Source organism: Aquitalea magnusonii, assembly GCF_002217795.2.
GTDB classification, from domain to species: domain Bacteria; phylum Pseudomonadota; class Gammaproteobacteria; order Burkholderiales; family Chromobacteriaceae; genus Aquitalea; species Aquitalea magnusonii_B.
In genome coordinates, this window is record NZ_AP018823.1 from 930417 (window position 1) to 949957 (window position 19541).

Consider the following 19541-nt stretch of genomic DNA (forward strand, 5'->3'; position numbering starts at 1 on the left):
CTAAGATTCTTCACGTTAAATCCGTTCAATTATGGAGACCTGACTATAATATTACTTACTTTGCTCAAATATTTCCATCTCAGACACCTTCAAGAAATTCGAAATAAATTCTATCCTTCGCTTAGCAGATTTCTGCCAGCATTTACTATCCGGCCTACATCCTGACGCCCGGCCCAAATAAGAGTTATAAAAAAACTTCTTATTTTTTTTCCTTCCCATTATTGTGAAGCATTTCCCAGCCATAGAAATTCCCCACTTCTCATCACTTATTTGACATGGTCCAAATGCCGTATAAACATCAATCCCATCCAACTCAAAGCTATTCATTTCAGTATAGTATGGCTCAACGAAGTAATTCCTCTCCCCAACTAGATCCCAATTACTTTCAGCACACTTCTCAGCGGAAGTGCAAATACTTATGGATTCTGAGCTATACCCATCTCTGGGCTTTGCTAAAGATAAATCAATATCAATCTCCCCCGGGCCTTCATTAAAATCCACACCCCGGTATAGACCTCTATCTATTTTCTTGATCTGTTCCTTTAGTTTAATTGACTCTGCTAGTGACATATCGCTTAGATGAGAAAATACTAAAAAAAGTAACACCAATGTAATTTTACTCATTAAATTGAGTCCGTTAATATTTTTGCAATTCTAAGAGTGTGGTATTGCCTATTCTCCAAACCCATATCCCCACCATTTATTTCCCTACAAACCGCTCTTGCCAAGGCATTTAGATCACCTTGAAAACTATCGATAATTTTATTAATCGTACTCTCTTTCCTTGGCTCTCCTCTTCTTGGTCCAGCCTCCCAATGCCATGCCCCTGCATCTATTGTTGCATAAGTGTTATTGATTAAAAAATCAGGATTAAAGATTTCAGGCCTTCTAGCATTTTTTTTAGACCACCATGCGGAGTCAAATGAACTTCTCTTGATTTTTCCACGATAAACCCAATAACCTGCGTAGTTAGCCTTCCCTGTAAGTTGCTTAATACCCCTGCCTCTATACTTGTATCCATCGCCAGGAAGATCATTTCCCAGAATTCCACCATAAAGACGATTGCATGACTCTTCAGATCGTGCCTCATTCATCCATGTGAGCGTCCTCGACTCCTCTGCTCCTTGAGCAAAGAAATTTACCATCCGCAAGCCAGTTTTATTAATTAAATGCTTTCTGATTGCAATGCAAATATCTTTTCTATACTTTTCTCGCACAGCGTCACTCAATCCATTTTGAGCAACCTGAACTTTTCCTTTATCTTTCTTCTGAATATCATCAGGATATATTCTCTTTAATTCATTCTTATCGATCCAGTTACATCGCCTAAACTGCTCAACAAATACTCTAGGGTGAAAATGCCAATGAGCACTAGGAATCTTCAGTCCAGCCTCTTCCCAAAATGATAAAGATTCAACATGCGCCTTGAATTCGGCATATTTCTTCTCATTCATCGATTCGTCCAATACCTCACTTTTACTTTTTAGCCAAGCATATCGAGTATCAATTGTGGATTTTTCCCGCTCAGTCGGAAATTTACAAATTGTTCGTGAAAGTCGTGACTGGACTTTTGCATCGGTCAGTGCAGTTGCTAACACGCCTTTATCCAACTTTTTTCCACTATTCCCCGTAAGCCATTTCTCAAGCATGGGGGAGTTGCATTGGCTATCCGGTGTGGGGTCATCGTCAATCAAGGTCCAGCCAAGCCAATGGGGGAAATCGGCATCGCTGAATTTCTTGATGCCTACCGCATTCAGATTTACCCAGCCTTGGCCGCCTGGGTAATTGACCTTGTGCCAATGTGGGACTGAGCCAGCAGGGATAGCGGTTTCATTTTCGGTATTGATGACCCGGCCAAATCGCAGCAACTCGTAAGCCGCACTTGGTGCAATATGAAAAGCATCTCCCAGAGCGGTCGCTTTGCTGTAAAGACTGTACTCATACTTGTCGTCGCTATCTGCTAGTGCTGCGCCGACCTCAACGAATACACCCTGTTGTTGAGTATCTTCTTGCCGAGTGGTGAGCAGGCATTTCCCGCGTTCAAAACGCATCGTCACAAACAGAGGGACAGTGGAGGTATGAACGACAGCGCCACTGCCTGCGGGAGCTTGCGGCGATGCAATAGAAGCAAAAAATAGTGTGCCTGGCGGTAGATAGAAATGCATATCGCCATAGACGATCTTGTCCCGGCCATCCTTGCTGATATCCAGCGTGCCCGAGCTTCTACCGACGATTTTTTTCAGGTTGGCATCGTCGCAGATGATTTCCAGATGGATGGCATTGTTGCCGTTGCAGCTGCCTACGCTGCCCAAGCTATCTTTGCGATATACCGGCTGCTTCTTTTTGACGAAGACCTGTTTGAGATGCATATAAATCGAGTAGTACTCGATCTGGCCGTCTGTTCCCTCGCCAATTTCTGTGCTGTGCTTGATCACCACACAGCCATTGTCGGTCTCGCCCTGATAGGCCAAAGGCTTCTTATCCGCATCAGGAGATGGGTCTCGCTTGTATACCACCACGCCATCGGCAATTGCGCGAACCGGCTCGCCATGCGCACCTGTGTCGGTATGCTCGATATGTTGGCCACCATGCCAGGCCATACGGCTGGCGATAGGAAAGCCTCCGCGAGAGCTAAAGGGCATCAAACCGGCCAGCCACTGTTCATCTGTGGCCGTGCCTTGGGGCGTTTTAAGAATCGGGGGACTGATGATCATGCTGATATCCGCTTATTCCGAGAACGGATGAGAATTGGGTGGGGTGTATTTGTCTTTTGGTAGCGTCGGTATCGGAATATTCATGCTGTCCGGCCCGCTCCAGTCATGGCTACCCCCCTTGAAGCTGACGGTGCCGGGGGCGTGCAGCTCGATCTTGCCATCCTTGATCCGCATGTAAGCGCCGCCGCTGGTCAGCAGGATTTCCTGCTTGGCGTTGACCACAATCCTTTCTTTGCAGGAGGTAATCGTCACATCCTTATCCGCCGTCAGTTCCATCGCATCGCTCTGCGCTTGCACCTGCACCTTGCCCTTCGCCGCAATCAGCTTCAGCGCCACCTTGTCCTTCACCCCGGCCACAAACAGGCTGATGTGCTGGCCGACGTTGTGCAGCCAGCGGCGGCCGGTGGTGTGGTTGGCGTCGCGTTGGGCGATGAGGTTGAGGTTGGTGCCGGCGCTGAGGGTGTGGCTTTGTTCGGTCAGGCTGGCGATGCCGGCCGGGGCGGACAGGATGAAAGCGCACCCGCTCGCTGGCCACTGGCGGCAGGCTGTAAGCATTATCAAACACCACCAGCTTGACCTGCGGATGCTCGCCATCGACATGTTCAAACCTCCACGCATACCCCTCTTCATGCAGCAGCCGCACGATGAAGTCGAAATCACTCCCGCGATACTGCAGGCAATAACTGCGCGGGCTGGCGCTGGCGGTGTGGAACTCCAGCGTCTGTACCTGGGCAAACACCGGATTATTGGCCTGATGCTCGGCCAGGATCTGCTTGACGATGTCCGGCACCGACAAGTCCTGAAACACCCGCGACGTACGACGCAGCCGCAGCAGCGCAAACGGCGGCTCGATGGTGAGGCCGTACTTGGCAAAACCGCCATCCGAACCCAGCAACTCGGCCCGTGACACCACCCCGCAACGCACCACCTCATTGCCGTCGGCATCCAGCCCCCCCAGGCGGGCGGCCACACCGAGCAGCGACTTGAGTTCAATAGTGCCATCCGGCGACAAACAACTGAGCTGATAGCGATAAGCTTGCGACACCCCCTCGCTGCCATCCAGGGTGTGCGGCAGCAACTGCTCGGCGGCGATCTGCCCGCCATCCAGCTGCAGGGTGAGCAGACGCTGGTGCTGGGAAAAGGCGGCGGCGAAGCTGGCGAGCAGGGAGGAGAAATCCATGGTGCGGGCTATCACGTCGGCTGACGTGAATCATCACATTCTGTTGAAAGTTCAATAGCTTATGCCTTCAGCATGGATCGAACAAGGCTGAATGGCATGAATGCGTAGTTCTACGGATGCGCCTGCATGCGGGAGGAAGGAGCCGGAGGATCATGCAGTGCATTCACAACGGGCAGATCATCGGCCATAGCGGACCCTCATATCCCAGATAAAATATGGCTGCTTCCAATTAGGAAGCAGCCGTAAACGTAACTATAAAAGCGAGGGCGATTCAACTATTCAGCTCGAGGAACGCATTCCACAGGGGTAACCCAAACCCCGTTTACACAAAAATTCGGACAGGCCCTCTCCAGACTAGGTGGCAGTTTCCTGCCAAATGTCCGTTTACACAAAATTCAGTACACGCCCTGTGGTTGGGCTTGGCAGCCCGTTGTAGTGATGTGCCATCGCTGCTCGCCTGGCAGCGAGCGGGATGAATGCTGACCTTGGCCGGTCAGCGAGCAAAGCAGGCATATTGTTGAAGGTAAGCCCGGGTGGATACGCTGCTCTGTATTCACTCGTTCTCTAACCACCCCGCGCTGCGGGGTGATGCTTGTTGTTGTTTTCGGTCGAAGCTATCAGTCAGGTCAGAGTCAAGAATAGCTGTTTTCGTTAAGAAAGCAGCCCTCTGCGTATCTGGCAAATCAGGATGGCTCAAATTATTCCATTATGCTGCGAAATTTCCCAATCATAATTCCTGAAATAAATATAAAAAGTCCGATACTCTGAAATATGATTCGTCGCTAAATGTTACCATTTTCCGGTAATGTTAATGGAGTAACGAGTCATGATCATGGCAGCCCCTTTGGCCGCAATTGTTGCAATCGCAATGTTCTTTGGTATCACGCATGATGTCGATGCAGGCAAGCAGCAAGATGGTAGGTCGCATGTTGTGGAGATGCAAAAATCTACTGAAACGAACATAGGATCCGGTCAGTAGACAATCATGTATGGCAAGTTTGTTGCTGAATTTATTGAGGTGATGTAAATAGAGTGGCAGTTGATGGCGGTTCGGCTAGAAAGACAGAGTCACATTTGCACTGCCATTCTTTGTTTAAAGTTGGATAAATGAATTTCAGCATGTAATGACGCCCAGCCGATATGATTTCAGTGCTGGGGCGTGTGGGCATGTTCAATATCTGCATACTTAGCCATGCTTCCTGGAGTAGGCTGAATTGTTTGGCCAGTAAATCAAGATCCTGCTGCTGAATGTTGAATATTCCAAAATCATATAATTTCTGGAAAAATCTGCTGATCGGTAATTCGATATTGCTATGCTCGGTGGCAAAGTAAGTGGATTTGATATTTTCATTGAATGGAAACATTCCGAATTTTCCATGCATGATGAATCTATATTCCCAGCGTAATCCTATGATATTTTCTAGTAGTTGGATAATACTGCCAAATTCCACGTTGTTGGAAATGCTTCGCTGGATTATCTCATTGAATTCATTTGTATATCTGCGTGCCAATTCGAGAATGATTTCATCTTTACTACCATAATGGTAATAAAGATTTCCTGTGCTCAAGTCAAGCTGTTGCGCAATGTGATTGGTTGTGACATTTCTTTCTCCTTGCTTGTTAAACATTTCCAGACTTTTTTTGATAATCAGCTCTGGTGTGTTTCGATGTTTCCTGGTTTTTCTCATGGCTTGACTGTCAGGCGTAGATGTATCGGCAAGGGCAGCTTAGGTAAGCTGGATTTTCTCAATCTGCTGTGTTTGCAAACATGATGATGGATCAAACAGTGCTTCATGCGAGTAAGCATCTGTTTGAGGGTTTGTTTGCAATATAGGCCAGAATGCAAGCAATGAATGTATGGATGGCAGACAAAAAATCACTGTGAGAGGACAATCTTGCAATAAGCCTCGCAAAAAACCGGAAAATGGCTGTCATCTTGCAATGATTTGTTAAGTCCTGGCGAATTCAGCTGAGTCAGGTGTATATCACGCCTTGTCTTAAACGCCGCCTTCATTTGTCCTTTTGAAGGATAGTGGTGTTTTGCCCGTCATTCTGCGGAACGCCGCAATGAAGGAAGAGGAAGAGGCATACCCTAGTCGGTGTGAGGTTTCATCTACTGACAAATTCAGCGCCGACAGGTATTCCTCTGCCAGGGCACAACGTACTTCATCCCTGAGTTTGATGAAGGAAGTGCCTTCTTCGTCCAGCTGCCTGCGTAGCGTGCGTGAAGTCATGAAAAACATGGCAGCCATTTTTTCCATGTCCATATGAATGTCATTGATCAGTTTGGCCCTGACTCTGGCCGCCAGACCAATGCGCGAACAATATCTTTCTATAAGCTTTGCGCATTGATCTTCGCATTGCTGCAGCGTCAGCGGGTTGGCCTGCCTTATGGGCTGTTGCATCTTGTTCTTGTCAAAATGGGCCAGGGTGATTTTCTTGTTAAAGCCTACTCGGCTACCAAAAAATTCAATATAGGGCTGTGGGTTCGATGGGGTAGGGATGGCAAGACTGGTTTGAACCAGAATACTGTCTACTTCCAGCAGTTCCCTTTGAATGGTTATCAGCGCGGTGATATCGCGTTCCAGGCAGAACTTCCTCAGCTCTGCAGGCAGATGATCGGCATTGATTTTGACACGAACTTCCTGTTCTGTTTCTTCAATGGAGAACTGACAGAATGCAAAAGTAAGATTGAAGTAACGCAGGGCAAGCTCAAGTGCAATCTTCAGATTTGGACTGCTTACCATGGCAAACCCGAGCATGCCAAAAGTAGTGAAATGATAGCGCTGCCCAGCTGATAGCCCCAGGTTTTGCTCACCGCGGAGCAGGGTGACGATATTTCTGATCACACGTAATTCTTGCTCCCCAGTCACAATGAAAGCAGCATCATTCAGGTTGGAATGTTTTATTCCGGTACCGCTCAGGCATTTTTTTTCGTCAACACCGTAATCCATTCCCAGTTCCACCAGCAGCTTTATGCCAGCGATATTGCGTCCAAAATTCCATTCATTCATGGTGGGGCTGTCCGTTTTTAATAATTTTTAATCCGCTAACCAAGGTGGCGTTGGAAGGAGTTAGTGGTAATTTGCTGCTTACAGGGATAGTAATTTTCGTGCTTTTATAAATGCGGCATGCCCTGTCATGGGTGGATTCAGTCAACTAGATTGATGCAAGCGGCCAGGCTGTTTGTATCTGGGCTGATCTTGGCTTGCAGGAAGCATCAGTAATAACAAGAGTGATGACTTGGCCAGCGGGAGGATTGAGTCAGTCACTTGAAACCAGTGAGGACATAATGCTTGTGAAAATACTAGTAGGTGTCAAACGCGTTGTCGATTACAACGTGAAGGTCCGCGTGAAGGCTGACGGGTCCGATGTCGATGTGGCCAACGTCAAGATGTCGATGAACCCCTTTGACGAAATTGCCGTTGAAGAGGCCGTGCGTTTGAAAGAAGCCGGCAAGGCCAGCGAAATCGTAGTCGTGTCCATGGGTGTCAAGCAGTGCGAGGAAACCCTGCGCACCGCCCTGGCCATGGGTGCCGACCGCGCCATCCTGGTGGAAACCGAAACCGAACTGCAGCCCCTGGCCGTGGCCAAGCTGCTCAAGGCGGTTGCTGACAAGGAACAACCGCAACTGCTGATCGTTGGCAAGCAAGCCATTGACGATGATGCCAACCAGACCGGCCAGATGGCTGCTGCCTTGCTGGGCTGGGCACAAGGCACTTTCGCCTCCAAGGTGGATGTCGCTGCCGAAACCGTGGACGTGATCCGCGAAATCGACGGTGGCCTGGAAACCGTCAAGCTGCGTCTGCCGGCCGTGGTGACCGCCGACCTGCGCCTGAACGAGCCGCGCTTCATCAAGCTGCCCAACATCATGGCCGCCAAGAAGAAGCCGCTGGACAAGACCAGCCCGGCCGATCTGGGAGTGGATGTCACGCCGCGCCTGAAAACGCTGAAAGTGGCCGAACCGGCCAAGCGCTCTGCCGGCATCAAGGTAGCCAACGCTGCCGAGCTGGTAGCCAAACTGAAAAACGACGCAAAGGTGCTGTAAGCCATGGCCATTCTCGTTATCGCTGAACACGACAACCAGAGCCTGAAAGCAGGCACCCTGAATACCGTAACTGCCGCTGCCAAGCTGGGCGAAGTACACGTACTGGTGGCCGGTCACAACGCCGCTGCCGCTGCCGATGCGGCCAAGAGCGTGGCCGGTGTGGCCAAGGTACTGCTGGCTGATGCCGCCCAGTACGCGCACGGCCTGGCCGAATCGCTGTCTGCCCTGGTGGTGGAAGTGGCCAAGGGCTACAGCCATGTACTGGCTCCGGCCAGCTCCTTTGGCAAGAACCTGCTGCCGCGCGTGGCTGCCTTGCTGGATGTGGCACAGATTTCCGAAATCACCGCCATCGAATCCGCTGACACCTTCGTGCGCCCGGTGTATGCCGGCAACGTGCTGGCCACCGTACAGTCGGCAGATGCCATCAAGGTGATCACCGTACGTACCACTGCGTTTGACGCAGCAGCTCAGGGCGGCAGTGCCGCCGTGGAAAGCGTTGCCGTGGCTGCTGATCCGCAACTGTCCAGCTTTGTCGGCCAGGAGCTGACCAAGTCTGACCGTCCGGAACTGGGCGCTGCCAAGATCATCGTATCCGGTGGTCGTGCGCTGGGCTCGGAAGAGCAGTTCAAGTCCGTGATCGAGCCGCTGGCTGACAAGCTGGGTGCTGCCGTGGGTGCTTCCCGCGCTGCGGTTGACGCCGGCTACGCACCGAACGACTACCAGGTTGGCCAGACCGGCAAGGTGGTTGCGCCGCAACTGTACTTCGCCGTGGGCATTTCCGGTGCCATCCAGCATCTGGCCGGCATGAAGGACTCCAAGGTGATCGTAGCGATCAACAAGGACGAAGAAGCGCCGATCTTCCAGGTAGCCGATTACGGCATCGTCGGTGACCTGTTCACCGTGGTGCCGGAACTGCTGGTGGAATTATCCAGATAAGCCATTCTCCCCTGCACGGGTGTCAGTCACACGTCTGACGCCTGTGCAGCAAACGTATCCAAAATTGAGCCTAAGTCCCCGTCTCTCCTCCTGTTCGGTCAGCAACCGTTCTGACCAGCGCCTCCCATCCACTGATTCAAGCGCCTGATTCAAACCTGCAGCATGAGAAGGCCGCAACCAGCTACCTGCGCTCAGGTATCAGGCACTGCTGCTGTCCTGGTTGTCTCCAGTCATGTTGGCGATTGTCCGGCAAAAAAGATTTTATGACCGTGACCGCTATACGGAGTGAAGGGACTTCCTTGTTAAGTTGATGACACGTAGTTGACATCAAAACAAAACAAGGAGGAGGGAACGATGACCATCGAGATGGAAGATGTCGACGGCTTGCTGGCTGAGGTCGCCATCTTTGCCCGGGAACGGATTGCTCCGGCATCTGAACGCCCAGAAACACCTGTCAGTCTGGATATTCTGCTCGCGCTGAGTAATGAAGCAAGCGAGATGGGTCTGCTGCCGCTTGCTCAGGAAGAGCCCGGTTTTTCACTGTGGGAGGATGTCACGGGCAGTGGGGCAATGGCTTTCAATATGGGCTTGTTGCGCCACGTGGGCCGTGCAAATGCGGGCCTTGCCTTTGCCTGGCACCGTTATGCGCTGGCCCGGCATGTGATGTCTGCTCTGGGAATCCGGACGGAGAAGGCGACGGTGCTTGATACCACGCTGCTAAGTACCGGGCATTATGGCTTGGCGCAAGCCAGTCTTGGCCAGTACCTGGCGGGTGAGTGCTCCGGAGAGGACAAACCCAAGCTGCAAGACTGGCTGGACCGCCAAAGCAAGTCCGGCGTGCTGACCGCAGTGCCGGTGTGGCAGTCGGTATTGTGGCCGGTGTGGCAGGAAGGGCGGATTGGATGGCAGCTGGCACCGCGCAGCCGGATGCAGGTGGAGACATTGTCCTCTCAGCATGGCTTTGATGACCTGAGCAGCTTTCGGGTTCAGCTGGAGCCGATGGCGGATGTGCCGGTACACGAGGTGCCAAGAGATGACGGGATGTTCTACGCCCGTGTGTTGATGCTTGACATGCTGGGTCTGCTGGCCATCGGTGCGGGTGCATTGGCGCGTGCGCAGGATATGACTGTCGATTTCACCAGCGTCCGTCGTCAAGGCGGGAAAGTCATTGGCGGGCATGCCGCCGTCCAGCAGATGCTGGGTGAGCTGGAGATGGCGGTGCAACAGGCTGATGCCGGTATCCAGCGGCTGTCACGCCCGCTGGATAGGCTATCCATACGGGAAGTGGCAAGCGCCCGCGCCACAACGCATGCCTTGCTCTGTCACGCGGCCAACCAGGCGGTTCAGGCGCATGGTGGTCTTGGTTATATGCGCGATCTGGGTGCTGAAAAAATCGTGCGTGACCAGAACATGTTGAAGTTGCAAGCAGGAGGCACCCGTGAGCTGCCGCTGTTGCTGGCAGGGCTGGGTGAGGTACAAGCATGACACGCATTGCTCATCTTGATGGCCATTTGCCGTTTGATCACCTGCTGTCTCCCCAACTGCACTATCGCAATCTGCCTTTGCTGACACGGCTGGTCAGCAATAGCCCGCTGCCGGATTTGTGGGAAACCGATTTCTCACGCCTTCCGGGTGGGTTAGCCCGCCTGCGCTTGAAGGCAAGACGTTTTGCCGAACAGCATCTGCTGCCACTTTCGGCCGAGATCGACCGCGCACCGCACCTGGCCGCCGGGGAATGCCATCCTGCCGTGCAGGCGTTACTGGTTGACGCCGGTAAAGAGGGCTGGCTGAGTTATTTCCTGCCCGCGCCGTTGGGGAGCCTGCCTTGGGCGGCGACTACCAGGCCACCCATCTGGGCTTGCAGTCTGGTGGTAGAAGAGTTCAGCCGGGCTTGTGGCGGCCTCATGCTGCTGCTGTCCGCCCACCACTTGGGCTGCATGCCCTTGCTGCTCTCCGGCAATATCAAGACCATCATGCGCGAGCTGTTACCGATTTATCGCAGCAACCTGCGAGGCGAGCCGCATCTTGTCGCCTTTGCCATTACCGAGCCGCAGGCCGGCTCTGATGTGGAAGAAGGTCATGGTGCCGAGCAGTACAAGCCCGGTGTGGTGGCCACCCCGACCGAGGGCGGATATTTGCTCAATGGCCGCAAGTGTTATATCAGCGGCGGAGACCTTGCCAAGAGCATGACGGTGTTTGCAGCGCTGAAAGGCGAGGGGATGGAGTCCTGGACATGCTTCCATGTCGACAGTCACAGCGCGGGCGTTGCGGTACCCCGTACCGAACTGAAAATGGGCATGCGGGCGTCCGGTGCTGCCGAGGTGGAGTTTGTAAACGTGTTTGTTCCTCACCACCGTGTCATCGGAGGGCTGCGCCAGGGGTGGCTGATCAACCGGGCTACGCTCAATACCTCGCGGATTCCGGTGGCGTCCATGGGCGTGGGTTTTGCCCGTGCCGCAACGGAAACTGCCATCCGGTTTGCCCGACAGTACACGCTGGCAGGCAAACCCCTGATCCATTACCAGGATGTACAGCTGCATCTGGCCAGCATGGTGGCCGAAACCCGGACCATGCGCAGCCTGGTGTGGCAGGAGGCGCGACATGCATGGCAACCCAGGCAGCTCCATGCCTCGCTTTGCAAGTTCCATGTCACTGATCGCGCGCAGCATGTCTGCGAAATGGCCATGGATCTTCTGGCCGACCATGGCGGTCTGCACGACCAGCGTGTGGAGCAGATATTCCGTGATGTGCGCCTGACCCGGATTTTTGAAGGGACAAACCAGATCAACCGCCTGTCACTCATTGAAGACTGGCAGGGTCATCTTCTGGATGACCGATTTACCGTAGGGGTGTAAGCATGAAACCTTGGGATAGTGATGCGTTTTTCCAATATCCGAGAAACACCGTTTCCACCTCGGAAGGCGAAGTGGAAATGCCCATCCTCTACTACGACAGTTCCCAGTGCATGGCTTTCTTCTGGGTTGACTGCGCGCGTGCACAAAGCTTGTTGAGCGAGGGACTGGATGTCGTCCGTTTTGGCCGCAAGGCACTGGCGGTATTGGCGTTTTATCAATACCGAACCACCTCCATCGGCAGTTACAACGAGGTAGGTACCGCCATTGCATGCGTGCCAAAGGGAAGCCGGCAACCGGCAAGGCCACTGCTTTCCTTGTTCAAGGGGGTGGACAAGGGGATTGTCGGTTTCAATGTGATTGACCTGCCGGTCACCACCCCGGCGGCTTGTGCGGCCGGCCGCGATATCTGGGGCTATCCGAAGTTTGTGACACCGATTGATTTCTCGCTGCAACAGGGACAGTTCCACGGTGCGGTGCATGATCCTGCGGGTGGTAGTCCGCTATGCAGCCTGTCCGGCAAGATTGGTCTCGGGGTAACTGCCCCTTTGATCAATCTTATTCTCTACTCCGCACACCATGGCCAAATGCTGCGAACCCTGGTCAATATCCGTGCCAAAGGGCCAATGTGTCTGCCAGGCTCGGTCCGCATGCACATTGGCCGCACTAACCATCGCATGGCGGAGAACCTGCGTGTACTGGGACTGCAGGATGCACGGCCAGCCTTCATTGCACACACTGACGGCTTGCAATTGCGTCTGAACGCCGGAGCAGCACTGCCATGAGCAACTCGTGCCTGAGTTTGATGGGGGCCGCCAACACGACTTCAGTCCTCTTGGCGGGCTGTTTGCTGGCAAACATGAGGCCGAATGATCCATCTGTTTGTTATCTACTTTCGGGGCATCCGGCAGCATCGCCAGTGAGCTTACGCGCAAAGGGAAAACAGCATGAAGCGTGATGATGTCGATTTTGCCTCCCGAAGCGATGTGGGATGCTGGCTACAAGGCATTTTTGCTGCCCAGCAGGCCGCCTTTGAAGCCGATCCTTGTCCCAATGCCAGGGTGCGCCGGTCCAGACTGGGCCTGCTCAAGCGGCAGCTCGGTCGTTACCAGGATGTGCTGGTTGAGGCGATGAATGCCGATTTTGGCTGCCGTTCCGCTACGGAGTCGAAGCTGTTTGACCTTCTGGGTTCCACGCTGGAGCTGAACCATCTGATCTCCCATGTTGGTCGCTGGATGAAACCGTCACGGCGTTCGACCGAATTGTTGTTCAAGAGCAATGTCTTGCAGGTGATATATCAACCCAAGGGGGTGGTTGGCATCATCGTGCCCTGGAATTTTCCGATCTACCTGGCGCTAGGCCCTCTGGCGGCAGCACTGGCTGCGGGAAACAGGGTAATGCTGAAAATGCCGGAGGCCGCCGCTAAAACAGGCAGGGTGCTGGCGCGCATGCTGGAAGAAGTGTTTGCTGAGGACGAAGTGGTGGTGGTGTTTGAAAAACTGCCTGACTACGAGTTGTTCACCTCACTGCCTTTCAATCACATCGTGTTTACCGGCTCGCCTGCAGTAGGTAAGGCCATCATGCGGGCGGCGGCAGATAACCTCATCCCGGTTACCCTGGAACTTGGTGGCAAGTCACCCGCAGTGGTAGGGGGGGACTACCCTATTGAGGATGCAGCCAGACGCATCGTGCATGGCAAAACCAGCAATGCCGGACAGATTTGCGTGGCACCAGACTATGCACTGGTACCTCGGGCTCGTATGGATGCCTTTATCACCACGGCGCGACAGAGCTTTGCAACCATGGTCGGCAGTAGTTATGCCAGCAACCGTAACTACACCTCCATCATCAATGAACGCCAGTTCCAGCGCCTGCAGGACATGCTGGCCGATGCTCGTGCCAAGGGGGCAACCGTCATCCCCTGTGCGCCCTGTGATGTCGATGACCCGAGGCGGCGCATGCCCTTGCACATTGTGCTTAACTGCAGTGCCGACATGCGGGTGATGCAGGAGGAACTGTTCGGTCCCATTCTTCCGGTGCTGGGTTACGACTCCATGGATGAGGTGTTGCGCTATTTGTCCAAGCGCCCGCGTCCACTGGCGCTGTATTGCTTCTCACACGACAGGCAGGAGCAGAACATCCTGCTGGCCGGCACGCGCTCAGGCGGGGTCACCATTAACGACTGGGGCTGGCATGTGGTGAACCATGATGCGCCCTTCGGTGGCAATGGTAATTCGGGTATGGGTACTTACCACGGTATTGAAGGCTTCCGGGAGTTGTCACACGCGCGCACTGTATTCAAGCGGCGGCGATTCTTTCCGACACAGCTCTTTCACCCTCCCTATGCATCATGGGTGCAAAAGCTGACGCTGCGGTATTTCCTGGGTAAAGCAGACCCGCTTTTGAAGTGACAAGCCAAGGTCGATACCGGGATGGTGGCCTGTCCTGCTGTCCTCGGAGAGCGGGACAGACCAGTCATGGCGGCTTCAATTTCAGTGACCAGTCCATGTCAGTCAAAACCCGGCTGGAAGAGATGCGGTTCCATAACACCGGGCTGTACAACCTGGACGGCAAGGGGGCATTCCCCGAGGGCAATCGCGGGGTATACGAGCTGACCGGCCTGGTTGAGGATATGGGCAAGTTCCGCGCCCCCAGCCTGCGCAATATCGCCGTTACCGCGCCTTACATGCATGACGGCAGCCTGCCGGATTTACCCGCGTGCTGGCTTTCTATGCCGCCGGTGGCCGCAGGATTGCATATGGAAAATACCAGGGCGATGGCAGGTTGAATCCCTACAAGAGCGAGCTGATCGGCAATATCGAACTGAGCCGGCAGGAGCAGCAGAACATCATTGCGTTTCTGGGTACGCTGACCGACCAGCAGTTTTTGCATGAGCGCGCACTGGCTGACCCTATCCGGCGCTAGTCCTTCATTCCAGGGTGGCCAACATTATGCAAACCTTCGCCGCGATGGCGGGACGGACTTTGCTGCTTAGGTCTCCAGCTTCGCCGTTGCACCACGGGCGACATCCTCTTCTTCACCAGCGGCGAAGTCGTCCCCCGCGAGCGAGGGATCACCTTGCCGCACCATTCCCAATCCGGCTCATGCAGAATTTCTGATGCAGAAATTCCTGTTGTTCGGCCTTGCTTATGCTGCCGTCTGGCGTTTGCCCGCCGCTTCTTCACGGCGGCGCTTGGCTTCTGCCAGCAGGTAAACCTGGTAGTCGTCCAGGTCGCCGTCAAAGTCGCTGACACCGCCGCGCGACACCATCCAGAACTCGTCACACACGGCGCGCAGCAGGGCGCGGTCGTGGCTCACCAGCATCACCGAGCCTTCAAATTCGTTGAGCGCCACGCTGAGTGCTTCGCGGGTGGCCAGGTCCAGATGGTTGGTCGGTTCATCCAGCAGCAGCAGGTTGGGGCGCAGCCAGACAATCATGCACAGCACCAGTCGGGCCTTTTCGCCGCCGCTCATGCTGCCCACCGCCTGCTTGACCATGTCGCCGCTGAAATTGAAGGTGCCAAGGAAGTTGCGCAAGCCCTGCTCGCGGCAGTCGTTGGCGGGCGGACGCAGCTGGGCTGGCGTTTCCCGCACCAGGCGCAGCATGTGCTGCAGCGGGTCGTCTTCCGGCCGCAATACGTCCAGCTCCTGCTGCGAGAAGTAGCCGATGCTCAGGCCCTTGCCGCGGATGATTTCGCCGCTGGTGGCTTTCAATGCTTCGGCCACCGTTTTCACCAGCGTGGACTTGCCCTGACCGTTGGCCCCCAGGATGCCGATGCGCTGGCCAGCCAGCACCGAGCGGTTCACCCCTTTGACAATCACCGTAGGCGGCGTGTCTGCCGGTGCATCTGCCGCTGCCGGATAGCCGAATGATGCCTGCGACATGGTCAGCATGGGGTTGGGCAGGCTGCCCGGTTCCTTGAATTCAAACTGGAATTCCGCATCGGCCAATACCGGCGCAATCTTCTCCATGCGCTCCAGTGCCTTCACCCGGCTTTGCGCCTGCTTGGCCTTGCTGGCCTTGGCCTTGAAGCGGTCGATGAATTTTTGCAGGTGGGCCATCTTTTCCTGCTGCTTGGCCTGTGCCGCCTGCTGCAGAATCATCTGTTCGGCACGCATGTCCTCGAACTTGCTGTAGTTGCCGCCGTAGCGCACCAGCTTGCCGTGGTCGATATGCAGGGTGACATTGGTGACCGCGTCCAGGAATTCGCGGTCATGGCTGATGACCACCATGGTGCCGCTGTATTGCTTGAGCCAGGCTTCCAGCCACACCAGTGCGTCCAGGTCCAGGTGGTTGGTGGGTTCGTCCAGCAGCAGCAAGTCGGAAGGGCACATCAGCGCCCGCGCCAATTGCAGGCGCATGCGCCAGCCGCCGGAGAAGCTGTTCACCGGCTGATCCAGCTCCGCCACGCTGAAACCCAGGCCCAGAATCAGCGCCTGCGCCCGTGCCGGTGCATCATGTTCGCCGGCATCATTCAGCGCGGTATAGGCGTGCGCCATGCGCATATAGTCTTCACCCGCTTCGGCTTCGGCCACTTCGCGCCGCGCCGCCAGCAAGGTGAGGTCGCCTTCCACCACGAATTCCGTGGCGCTTTGCGCGGTTTCCGGCATGTCCTGCGCCACTTGCGCCATGCGCCACTGGCTGGGAATGGAAAAATCGCCACCGTCTTCGTGCAGATTACCGTTGAGCACGGCAAACAGCGATGACTTGCCCGCGCCGTTACGCCCGACAAGGCCGACTTTTTCGCCGGGGTTGATGCTGACTGTTGCGTTGTCCAGCAAGACTTTGGTGCCGCGACGCAAGGCCACGTTTTTCAGGATGATCATGAGGGAATGCCGTGCTGCAAGGTTTGGGTGGCGAAAAGCGGTAGCCCGGCGTTTACTTTCGTCGCGACGGAGTGCCAGGAAAAAACACCGCCCTCAGGCACATGGGCCGAGGGCGAAGTGGGGATTATACGCAGATGCTTCCTGCGCCGTGCGGGCTTCTGCCAGCCCGCGGCGTCAGGTGCCCCGGTTTATTGATTGGCTTGGCATGCAATGGGATGGAGATGTCGCGGCGAATAGCCGACCGATTACTTACCCTGTGCAGCACGTCTGCGTCGGCTCGCGCTGACGGGACCGGGGCGGCTCCGACAGGTGTTTCAGAGAAGAAAATGGCTGTACTGCTTTCGGGAAATTTCTTTGGCGATAGTCGAACTATGGCGGAACACCCCGCTAAATCCTGGGGCTTCCGCCCTGCGTGACAGGCGGGGAGGGTGGATGCCCCGGCGGGGCGTTCCACCATGGCGGGATGCGTGGCCTGTCAATCCGGGCTGAAGCGGTCGCCCAGGTCGGCACGGATGGTGTGGGTGTCGTAGATGATGACCAGCTTTTCAATCAGGCCATCCGCATTGAAGTCGAACACGTCCACGCAATCAAAGCTGACGGTGCTCTGGTCTTTCAGCACCCAGTCATAGCGGAAATAAGCCGTGGCACGGCGGCTGCCCTGGCTGCTGTGGAAGAGGTCCAGCAGGGTGATTTTGCTGTTGCCGGAAGCCTCGGCCAGCTTGCGGTAAAACGATGCGGGACTGACCCACCCCAACAGGGGAGAATAAATGGTGGCCTGCGGGGCAAACAGGGCGACCACCCCGTCAACATTGCTCTGTTCAAGTGCCTGCAGGTAGTCTGTCAGCCTGGCTGCGTACTGCGCCGTATCGATACCGGACATTGCTGTATTCCTTGTTTGGTGTGAGCCACCACCTTAGCCATTTGCCCATGAGCCGAATATCGACAAATTCTGAAGCCGGATATGCAGCGGATGCATACCCGCTTGGCGAACTGACCAAACCCCTGCCATCCATCATGGGCTTGCAGGCCTTTGTCGCCGTCGCCCAGTTGGGCAGCCTGTCGCGTGCCGCCACCCAGCTGCACCGCACCCAGGGCGCGGTGAGCCGCCAGATCCAGCAACTGGAGCAGTACTACCAGCTAGCCTTGTTCCGGCGTAGCGCCAGCGGCATGCAGCTGAGCCCGGAAGGCGAGCAACTGCAACAGCTTGCCCGGCGGGTATTGGCCGAGCTGTCCGCGTTTTCGCAACTGGCCAGCCGGCAGCAGCAAGTCATCCGCCTGCGCCTGCCATCCACGCTGGCACTGCGCTGGTTCCTGCCACGGCTGGACAGCCTGCAACAGTTGCTGCCCGGCATCCGCATCGACATCAGCACCTCCATCAGCGATACCCCCGACTTCACCGGCACCGAGCTGGACGCCATGCTGGTGCGCGGCGATGGCCAATGGCATGGCCTGCATGCCGAACGGCTGTTTGCCGAACACCTTACCCCGATGTGCTGTCCGGCACTGGCGCGCGAGTTGCACAGCCCGGCCGACATGCAGCAGCACTGCCTGATTCATGCCGATGCCGGCCAGCAAGCGTGGCAAGGCTGGTGGCGGCAATATGGCAGCGGGGAAATGGCAGGGCGGCATGTCGAGTTCGACTCGCTGGAATCCGCCACCGGGGCTGCGGTACTGGGCTACGGCATTGCGCTGGGAGACCCGCGGCTGGCACAAGACCGGCTGGCCAGCGGCGAGCTGGTGATGCCCTTTGCCGCCATGACCACCAGCACGCTGGCTTATTTTCTGGTGATGCCCGAGCCTGGCCGCCACAGCCCCAAGCTGCGCGAGCTGAGCGAAGCCCTGCTGGCCCTGGCATAAGGTGGATGCCCCGGCGGGCGATCCACCATGCGCTGCATGACCGCAAGCGGCAGGCTGACGGGGAGTCAGAACTCCGTCACCACCGTTACCCCGGCCACCTCGAACCTGTCCATATTCATCAGCACCTCAATCGACTGCTCAAGGCTGATGGTGCGGCCTATCAGCTGCTCCGGTGCCAGCTTGCCCGCAGCCATCATGGCGAACATGGCATCGTAACGATGCGCCTGCATGCCGTGGCTGCCCAGGATTTCCAGCTCGTGCGCAATCACCTTGCTCATCGGGATGGCCGGGGTGCTGTGCTCGCCCAGCATCAGGCCCACCTGCACGTGCTTGCCGCGCTTGCGCAGATTGCTGATCGAGTTGAAGCAGGTGACCGGATGGCCCAGCGCATCCAGTGACACATGCGCACCACCGCGGCTGATGTCCATCACCGCTTCAACCACATCCGGCACCTTGCTGGCATTCACCGTGGCCACCGCCCCCAGCTTGCGCGCCAGTTCCAGCTTGTCGTCCGAAATATCAATGGCAATCACATTCGCCCCGATGGCATTGGCAATCATGATGGCAGACAGGCCAACGCCACCGCAGCCATGCACCGCCACCCACTGTCCGGCCGAGGTTTTGCCCTGATCCACCACCGCGCGGAACGATGTCACAAAACGGCATCCCAGACTGGCGGCGGTGGTGAAATCCAGCGAATCCGGCAAGGCCACCAGATTGATGTCCGCCTGATGGATGGACACATACTCGGCAAACGAACCCCAGTGAGTGAAGCCGGGCTGGAACTGGTGGTCGCACACCTGATGATTGCCCGAATGACACTCCGGGCAATGGCCACAGCCAGCCACAAACGGCACCGTGACCCGATCGCCAATCTTCCATTTGCCCACCTGCTTGCCAACCGCAGTCACCACCCCGGAAAACTCATGGCCGGGAACATGCGGCAGCTGGATGTCCGGGTCGTGGCCAACCCAGCCATGCCAGTCACTGCGGCACACGCCGGTTGCCATCACCTGGATCACCACACCGCTGTTATCCGGCGTCGGGTCCGGCACGGTAGTCAGTTGCGGCGGGGCCGAAAACGATTCGTAAACAATGGCTTTCATGCAGTACTCCTCGGTGTAATG

The 19541-nt window shown here is 55.6% G+C and carries 17 protein-coding genes and 1 pseudogene; 9 read left to right on the forward strand and 9 right to left on the reverse strand.

Translation table 11 applies throughout. The features are described from left to right. Positions 1–51: 51 nt before the first annotated feature. The 6 genes and pseudogenes from DLM_RS04585 to DLM_RS04605 all read right to left on the reverse strand — a co-directional run bounded on the left by DLM_RS04585 (position 52) and on the right by DLM_RS04605 (position 6908). Positions 52–624, reverse strand: coding sequence for a hypothetical protein (locus DLM_RS04585; protein ID WP_089084358.1), 573 nt, complete (start codon positions 622–624; stop codon positions 52–54). Beyond that, positions 624–2714: a peptidoglycan DD-metalloendopeptidase family protein gene (locus DLM_RS04590; RefSeq protein WP_119313198.1), complete on the reverse strand. Its 2091-nt coding sequence runs from the start codon at positions 2712–2714 to the stop codon at positions 624–626. The genes DLM_RS04585 and DLM_RS04590 overlap by 1 nt, the downstream gene beginning before the upstream one ends. Positions 2715–2726: 12 nt before the next feature. Then, positions 2727–3308, reverse strand: a complete 582-nt coding sequence (locus DLM_RS23605; RefSeq protein WP_420000703.1) for a DUF2345 domain-containing protein — start codon at positions 3306–3308, stop codon at positions 2727–2729. After that, a pseudogene (locus DLM_RS23610) lies at positions 3193–3894 on the reverse strand (type VI secretion system Vgr family protein); the annotation flags it as partial. The pseudogene DLM_RS23610 and the gene DLM_RS23605, both read right to left, overlap by 116 nt. Before the next feature lie 1010 nt (positions 3895–4904). Further along, on the reverse strand, positions 4905–5582 hold the full coding sequence (locus DLM_RS04600) for a TetR/AcrR family transcriptional regulator (protein WP_089084292.1): 678 nt from the start codon (positions 5580–5582) through the stop codon (positions 4905–4907). A gap of 309 nt (positions 5583–5891) precedes the next feature. Beyond that, complete coding sequence (locus DLM_RS04605) at positions 5892–6908, reverse strand: AraC family transcriptional regulator (RefSeq protein WP_089084291.1); 1017 nt, start codon at positions 6906–6908, stop codon at positions 5892–5894. Positions 6909–7192: 284 nt separating this feature from the next. Between DLM_RS04605 and DLM_RS04610 the strand changes: the two genes are divergently transcribed. From DLM_RS04610 to DLM_RS23280, 8 genes are all read left to right on the forward strand, one after another. Further along, positions 7193–7942: an electron transfer flavoprotein subunit beta/FixA family protein gene (locus tag DLM_RS04610; protein WP_119313286.1), complete on the forward strand. Its 750-nt coding sequence runs from the start codon at positions 7193–7195 to the stop codon at positions 7940–7942. 3 nt (positions 7943–7945) lie between these two features. Then, positions 7946–8878: an electron transfer flavoprotein subunit alpha/FixB family protein gene (locus DLM_RS04615; protein WP_119313199.1), complete on the forward strand. Its 933-nt coding sequence runs from the start codon at positions 7946–7948 to the stop codon at positions 8876–8878. Positions 8879–9232: 354 nt separating this feature from the next. Further along, a complete protein-coding gene (locus DLM_RS04620; protein WP_089084154.1) occupies positions 9233–10363 on the forward strand; it encodes an acyl-CoA dehydrogenase family protein in 1131 nt (376 codons plus the stop codon). After that, positions 10360–11733, forward strand: coding sequence for an acyl-CoA dehydrogenase family protein (locus tag DLM_RS04625; RefSeq protein ID WP_089084153.1), 1374 nt, complete (start codon positions 10360–10362; stop codon positions 11731–11733). The genes DLM_RS04620 and DLM_RS04625 overlap by 4 nt, the downstream gene beginning before the upstream one ends. Before the next feature lie 2 nt (positions 11734–11735). Beyond that, complete coding sequence (locus DLM_RS04630; RefSeq protein WP_089084152.1) at positions 11736–12515, forward strand: acetoacetate decarboxylase family protein; 780 nt, start codon at positions 11736–11738, stop codon at positions 12513–12515. Between the two features lie 162 nt (positions 12516–12677). After that, positions 12678–14141 carry a coniferyl aldehyde dehydrogenase gene (locus DLM_RS04635; RefSeq protein ID WP_089084151.1) on the forward strand — a complete coding sequence of 488 codons (1464 nt, stop codon included), beginning with the start codon at positions 12678–12680 and terminating at the stop codon, positions 14139–14141. A gap of 95 nt (positions 14142–14236) precedes the next feature. Next, positions 14237–14518 carry a hypothetical protein gene (locus DLM_RS04640; protein ID WP_089084150.1) on the forward strand — a complete coding sequence of 94 codons (282 nt, stop codon included), beginning with the start codon at positions 14237–14239 and terminating at the stop codon, positions 14516–14518. Then, the gene (locus tag DLM_RS23280) at positions 14515–14655 is read left to right on the forward strand and encodes a hypothetical protein (RefSeq protein WP_167467032.1); all 141 of its coding nucleotides are present in this window, start codon (positions 14515–14517) and stop codon (positions 14653–14655) included. Before DLM_RS04640 ends, DLM_RS23280 begins: the two co-directional genes overlap by 4 nt. Positions 14656–14877: 222 nt before the next feature. On the opposite strand, the gene DLM_RS04645 is transcribed toward DLM_RS23280, so the two are convergent. Both DLM_RS04645 and DLM_RS04650 read right to left on the reverse strand, forming a co-directional pair. Next, entirely contained in the window at positions 14878–16557 is a 1680-nt protein-coding gene (locus tag DLM_RS04645) for an ABC-F family ATP-binding cassette domain-containing protein (protein WP_089084149.1), read from the reverse strand. 475 nt (positions 16558–17032) lie between these two features. After that, positions 17033–17437 carry a nuclear transport factor 2 family protein gene (locus DLM_RS04650; protein WP_045848214.1) on the reverse strand — a complete coding sequence of 135 codons (405 nt, stop codon included), beginning with the start codon at positions 17435–17437 and terminating at the stop codon, positions 17033–17035. Between the two features lie 47 nt (positions 17438–17484). Here DLM_RS04650 and DLM_RS04655 point away from each other — a divergent pair, with 47 nt between their 5' ends. Further along, the gene (locus DLM_RS04655; RefSeq protein WP_089084148.1) at positions 17485–18414 is read left to right on the forward strand and encodes a LysR substrate-binding domain-containing protein; all 930 of its coding nucleotides are present in this window, start codon (positions 17485–17487) and stop codon (positions 18412–18414) included. A 65-nt stretch (positions 18415–18479) separates the two neighbouring features. Here the strand turns inward: DLM_RS04655 and DLM_RS04660 are convergent, their stop codons facing one another. Continuing rightward, positions 18480–19520, reverse strand: coding sequence for a zinc-dependent alcohol dehydrogenase family protein (locus tag DLM_RS04660; protein WP_089084147.1), 1041 nt, complete (start codon positions 19518–19520; stop codon positions 18480–18482). Positions 19521–19541: the final 21 nt, after the last annotated feature.

Excerpts from the sequence above, each read along its gene's own strand:
- DLM_RS04660 (WP_089084147.1), bottom strand. The coding sequence starts at position 19,520 with ATGAAAGCCATTGTTTACGAATCGTTTTCGGCCCCGCCGCAACTGACT.
- DLM_RS04640 (WP_089084150.1), top strand. The coding sequence starts at position 14,237 with ATGTCAGTCAAAACCCGGCTGGAAGAGATGCGGTTCCATAACACCGGG.
- DLM_RS04585 (WP_089084358.1), bottom strand. The coding sequence starts at position 624 with ATGAGTAAAATTACATTGGTGTTACTTTTTTTAGTATTTTCTCATCTA.
- DLM_RS04615 (WP_119313199.1), top strand. The coding sequence starts at position 7,946 with ATGGCCATTCTCGTTATCGCTGAACACGACAACCAGAGCCTGAAAGCA.
- DLM_RS04650 (WP_045848214.1), bottom strand. The coding sequence starts at position 17,437 with ATGTCCGGTATCGATACGGCGCAGTACGCAGCCAGGCTGACAGACTAC.
- DLM_RS04590 (WP_119313198.1), bottom strand. The coding sequence starts at position 2,714 with ATGATCATCAGTCCCCCGATTCTTAAAACGCCCCAAGGCACGGCCACA.
- DLM_RS04620 (WP_089084154.1), top strand. The coding sequence starts at position 9,233 with ATGACCATCGAGATGGAAGATGTCGACGGCTTGCTGGCTGAGGTCGCC.
- DLM_RS04600 (WP_089084292.1), bottom strand. The coding sequence starts at position 5,582 with ATGAGAAAAACCAGGAAACATCGAAACACACCAGAGCTGATTATCAAA.
- DLM_RS04630 (WP_089084152.1), top strand. The coding sequence starts at position 11,736 with ATGAAACCTTGGGATAGTGATGCGTTTTTCCAATATCCGAGAAACACC.
- DLM_RS04625 (WP_089084153.1), top strand. The coding sequence starts at position 10,360 with ATGACACGCATTGCTCATCTTGATGGCCATTTGCCGTTTGATCACCTG.
- DLM_RS04645 (WP_089084149.1), bottom strand. The coding sequence starts at position 16,557 with ATGATCATCCTGAAAAACGTGGCCTTGCGTCGCGGCACCAAAGTCTTG.
- DLM_RS04635 (WP_089084151.1), top strand. The coding sequence starts at position 12,678 with ATGAAGCGTGATGATGTCGATTTTGCCTCCCGAAGCGATGTGGGATGC.
- DLM_RS04655 (WP_089084148.1), top strand. The coding sequence starts at position 17,485 with ATGAGCCGAATATCGACAAATTCTGAAGCCGGATATGCAGCGGATGCA.
- DLM_RS04605 (WP_089084291.1), bottom strand. The coding sequence starts at position 6,908 with ATGAATGAATGGAATTTTGGACGCAATATCGCTGGCATAAAGCTGCTG.
- DLM_RS23605 (WP_420000703.1), bottom strand. The coding sequence starts at position 3,308 with ATGGCGAGCATCCGCAGGTCAAGCTGGTGGTGTTTGATAATGCTTACA.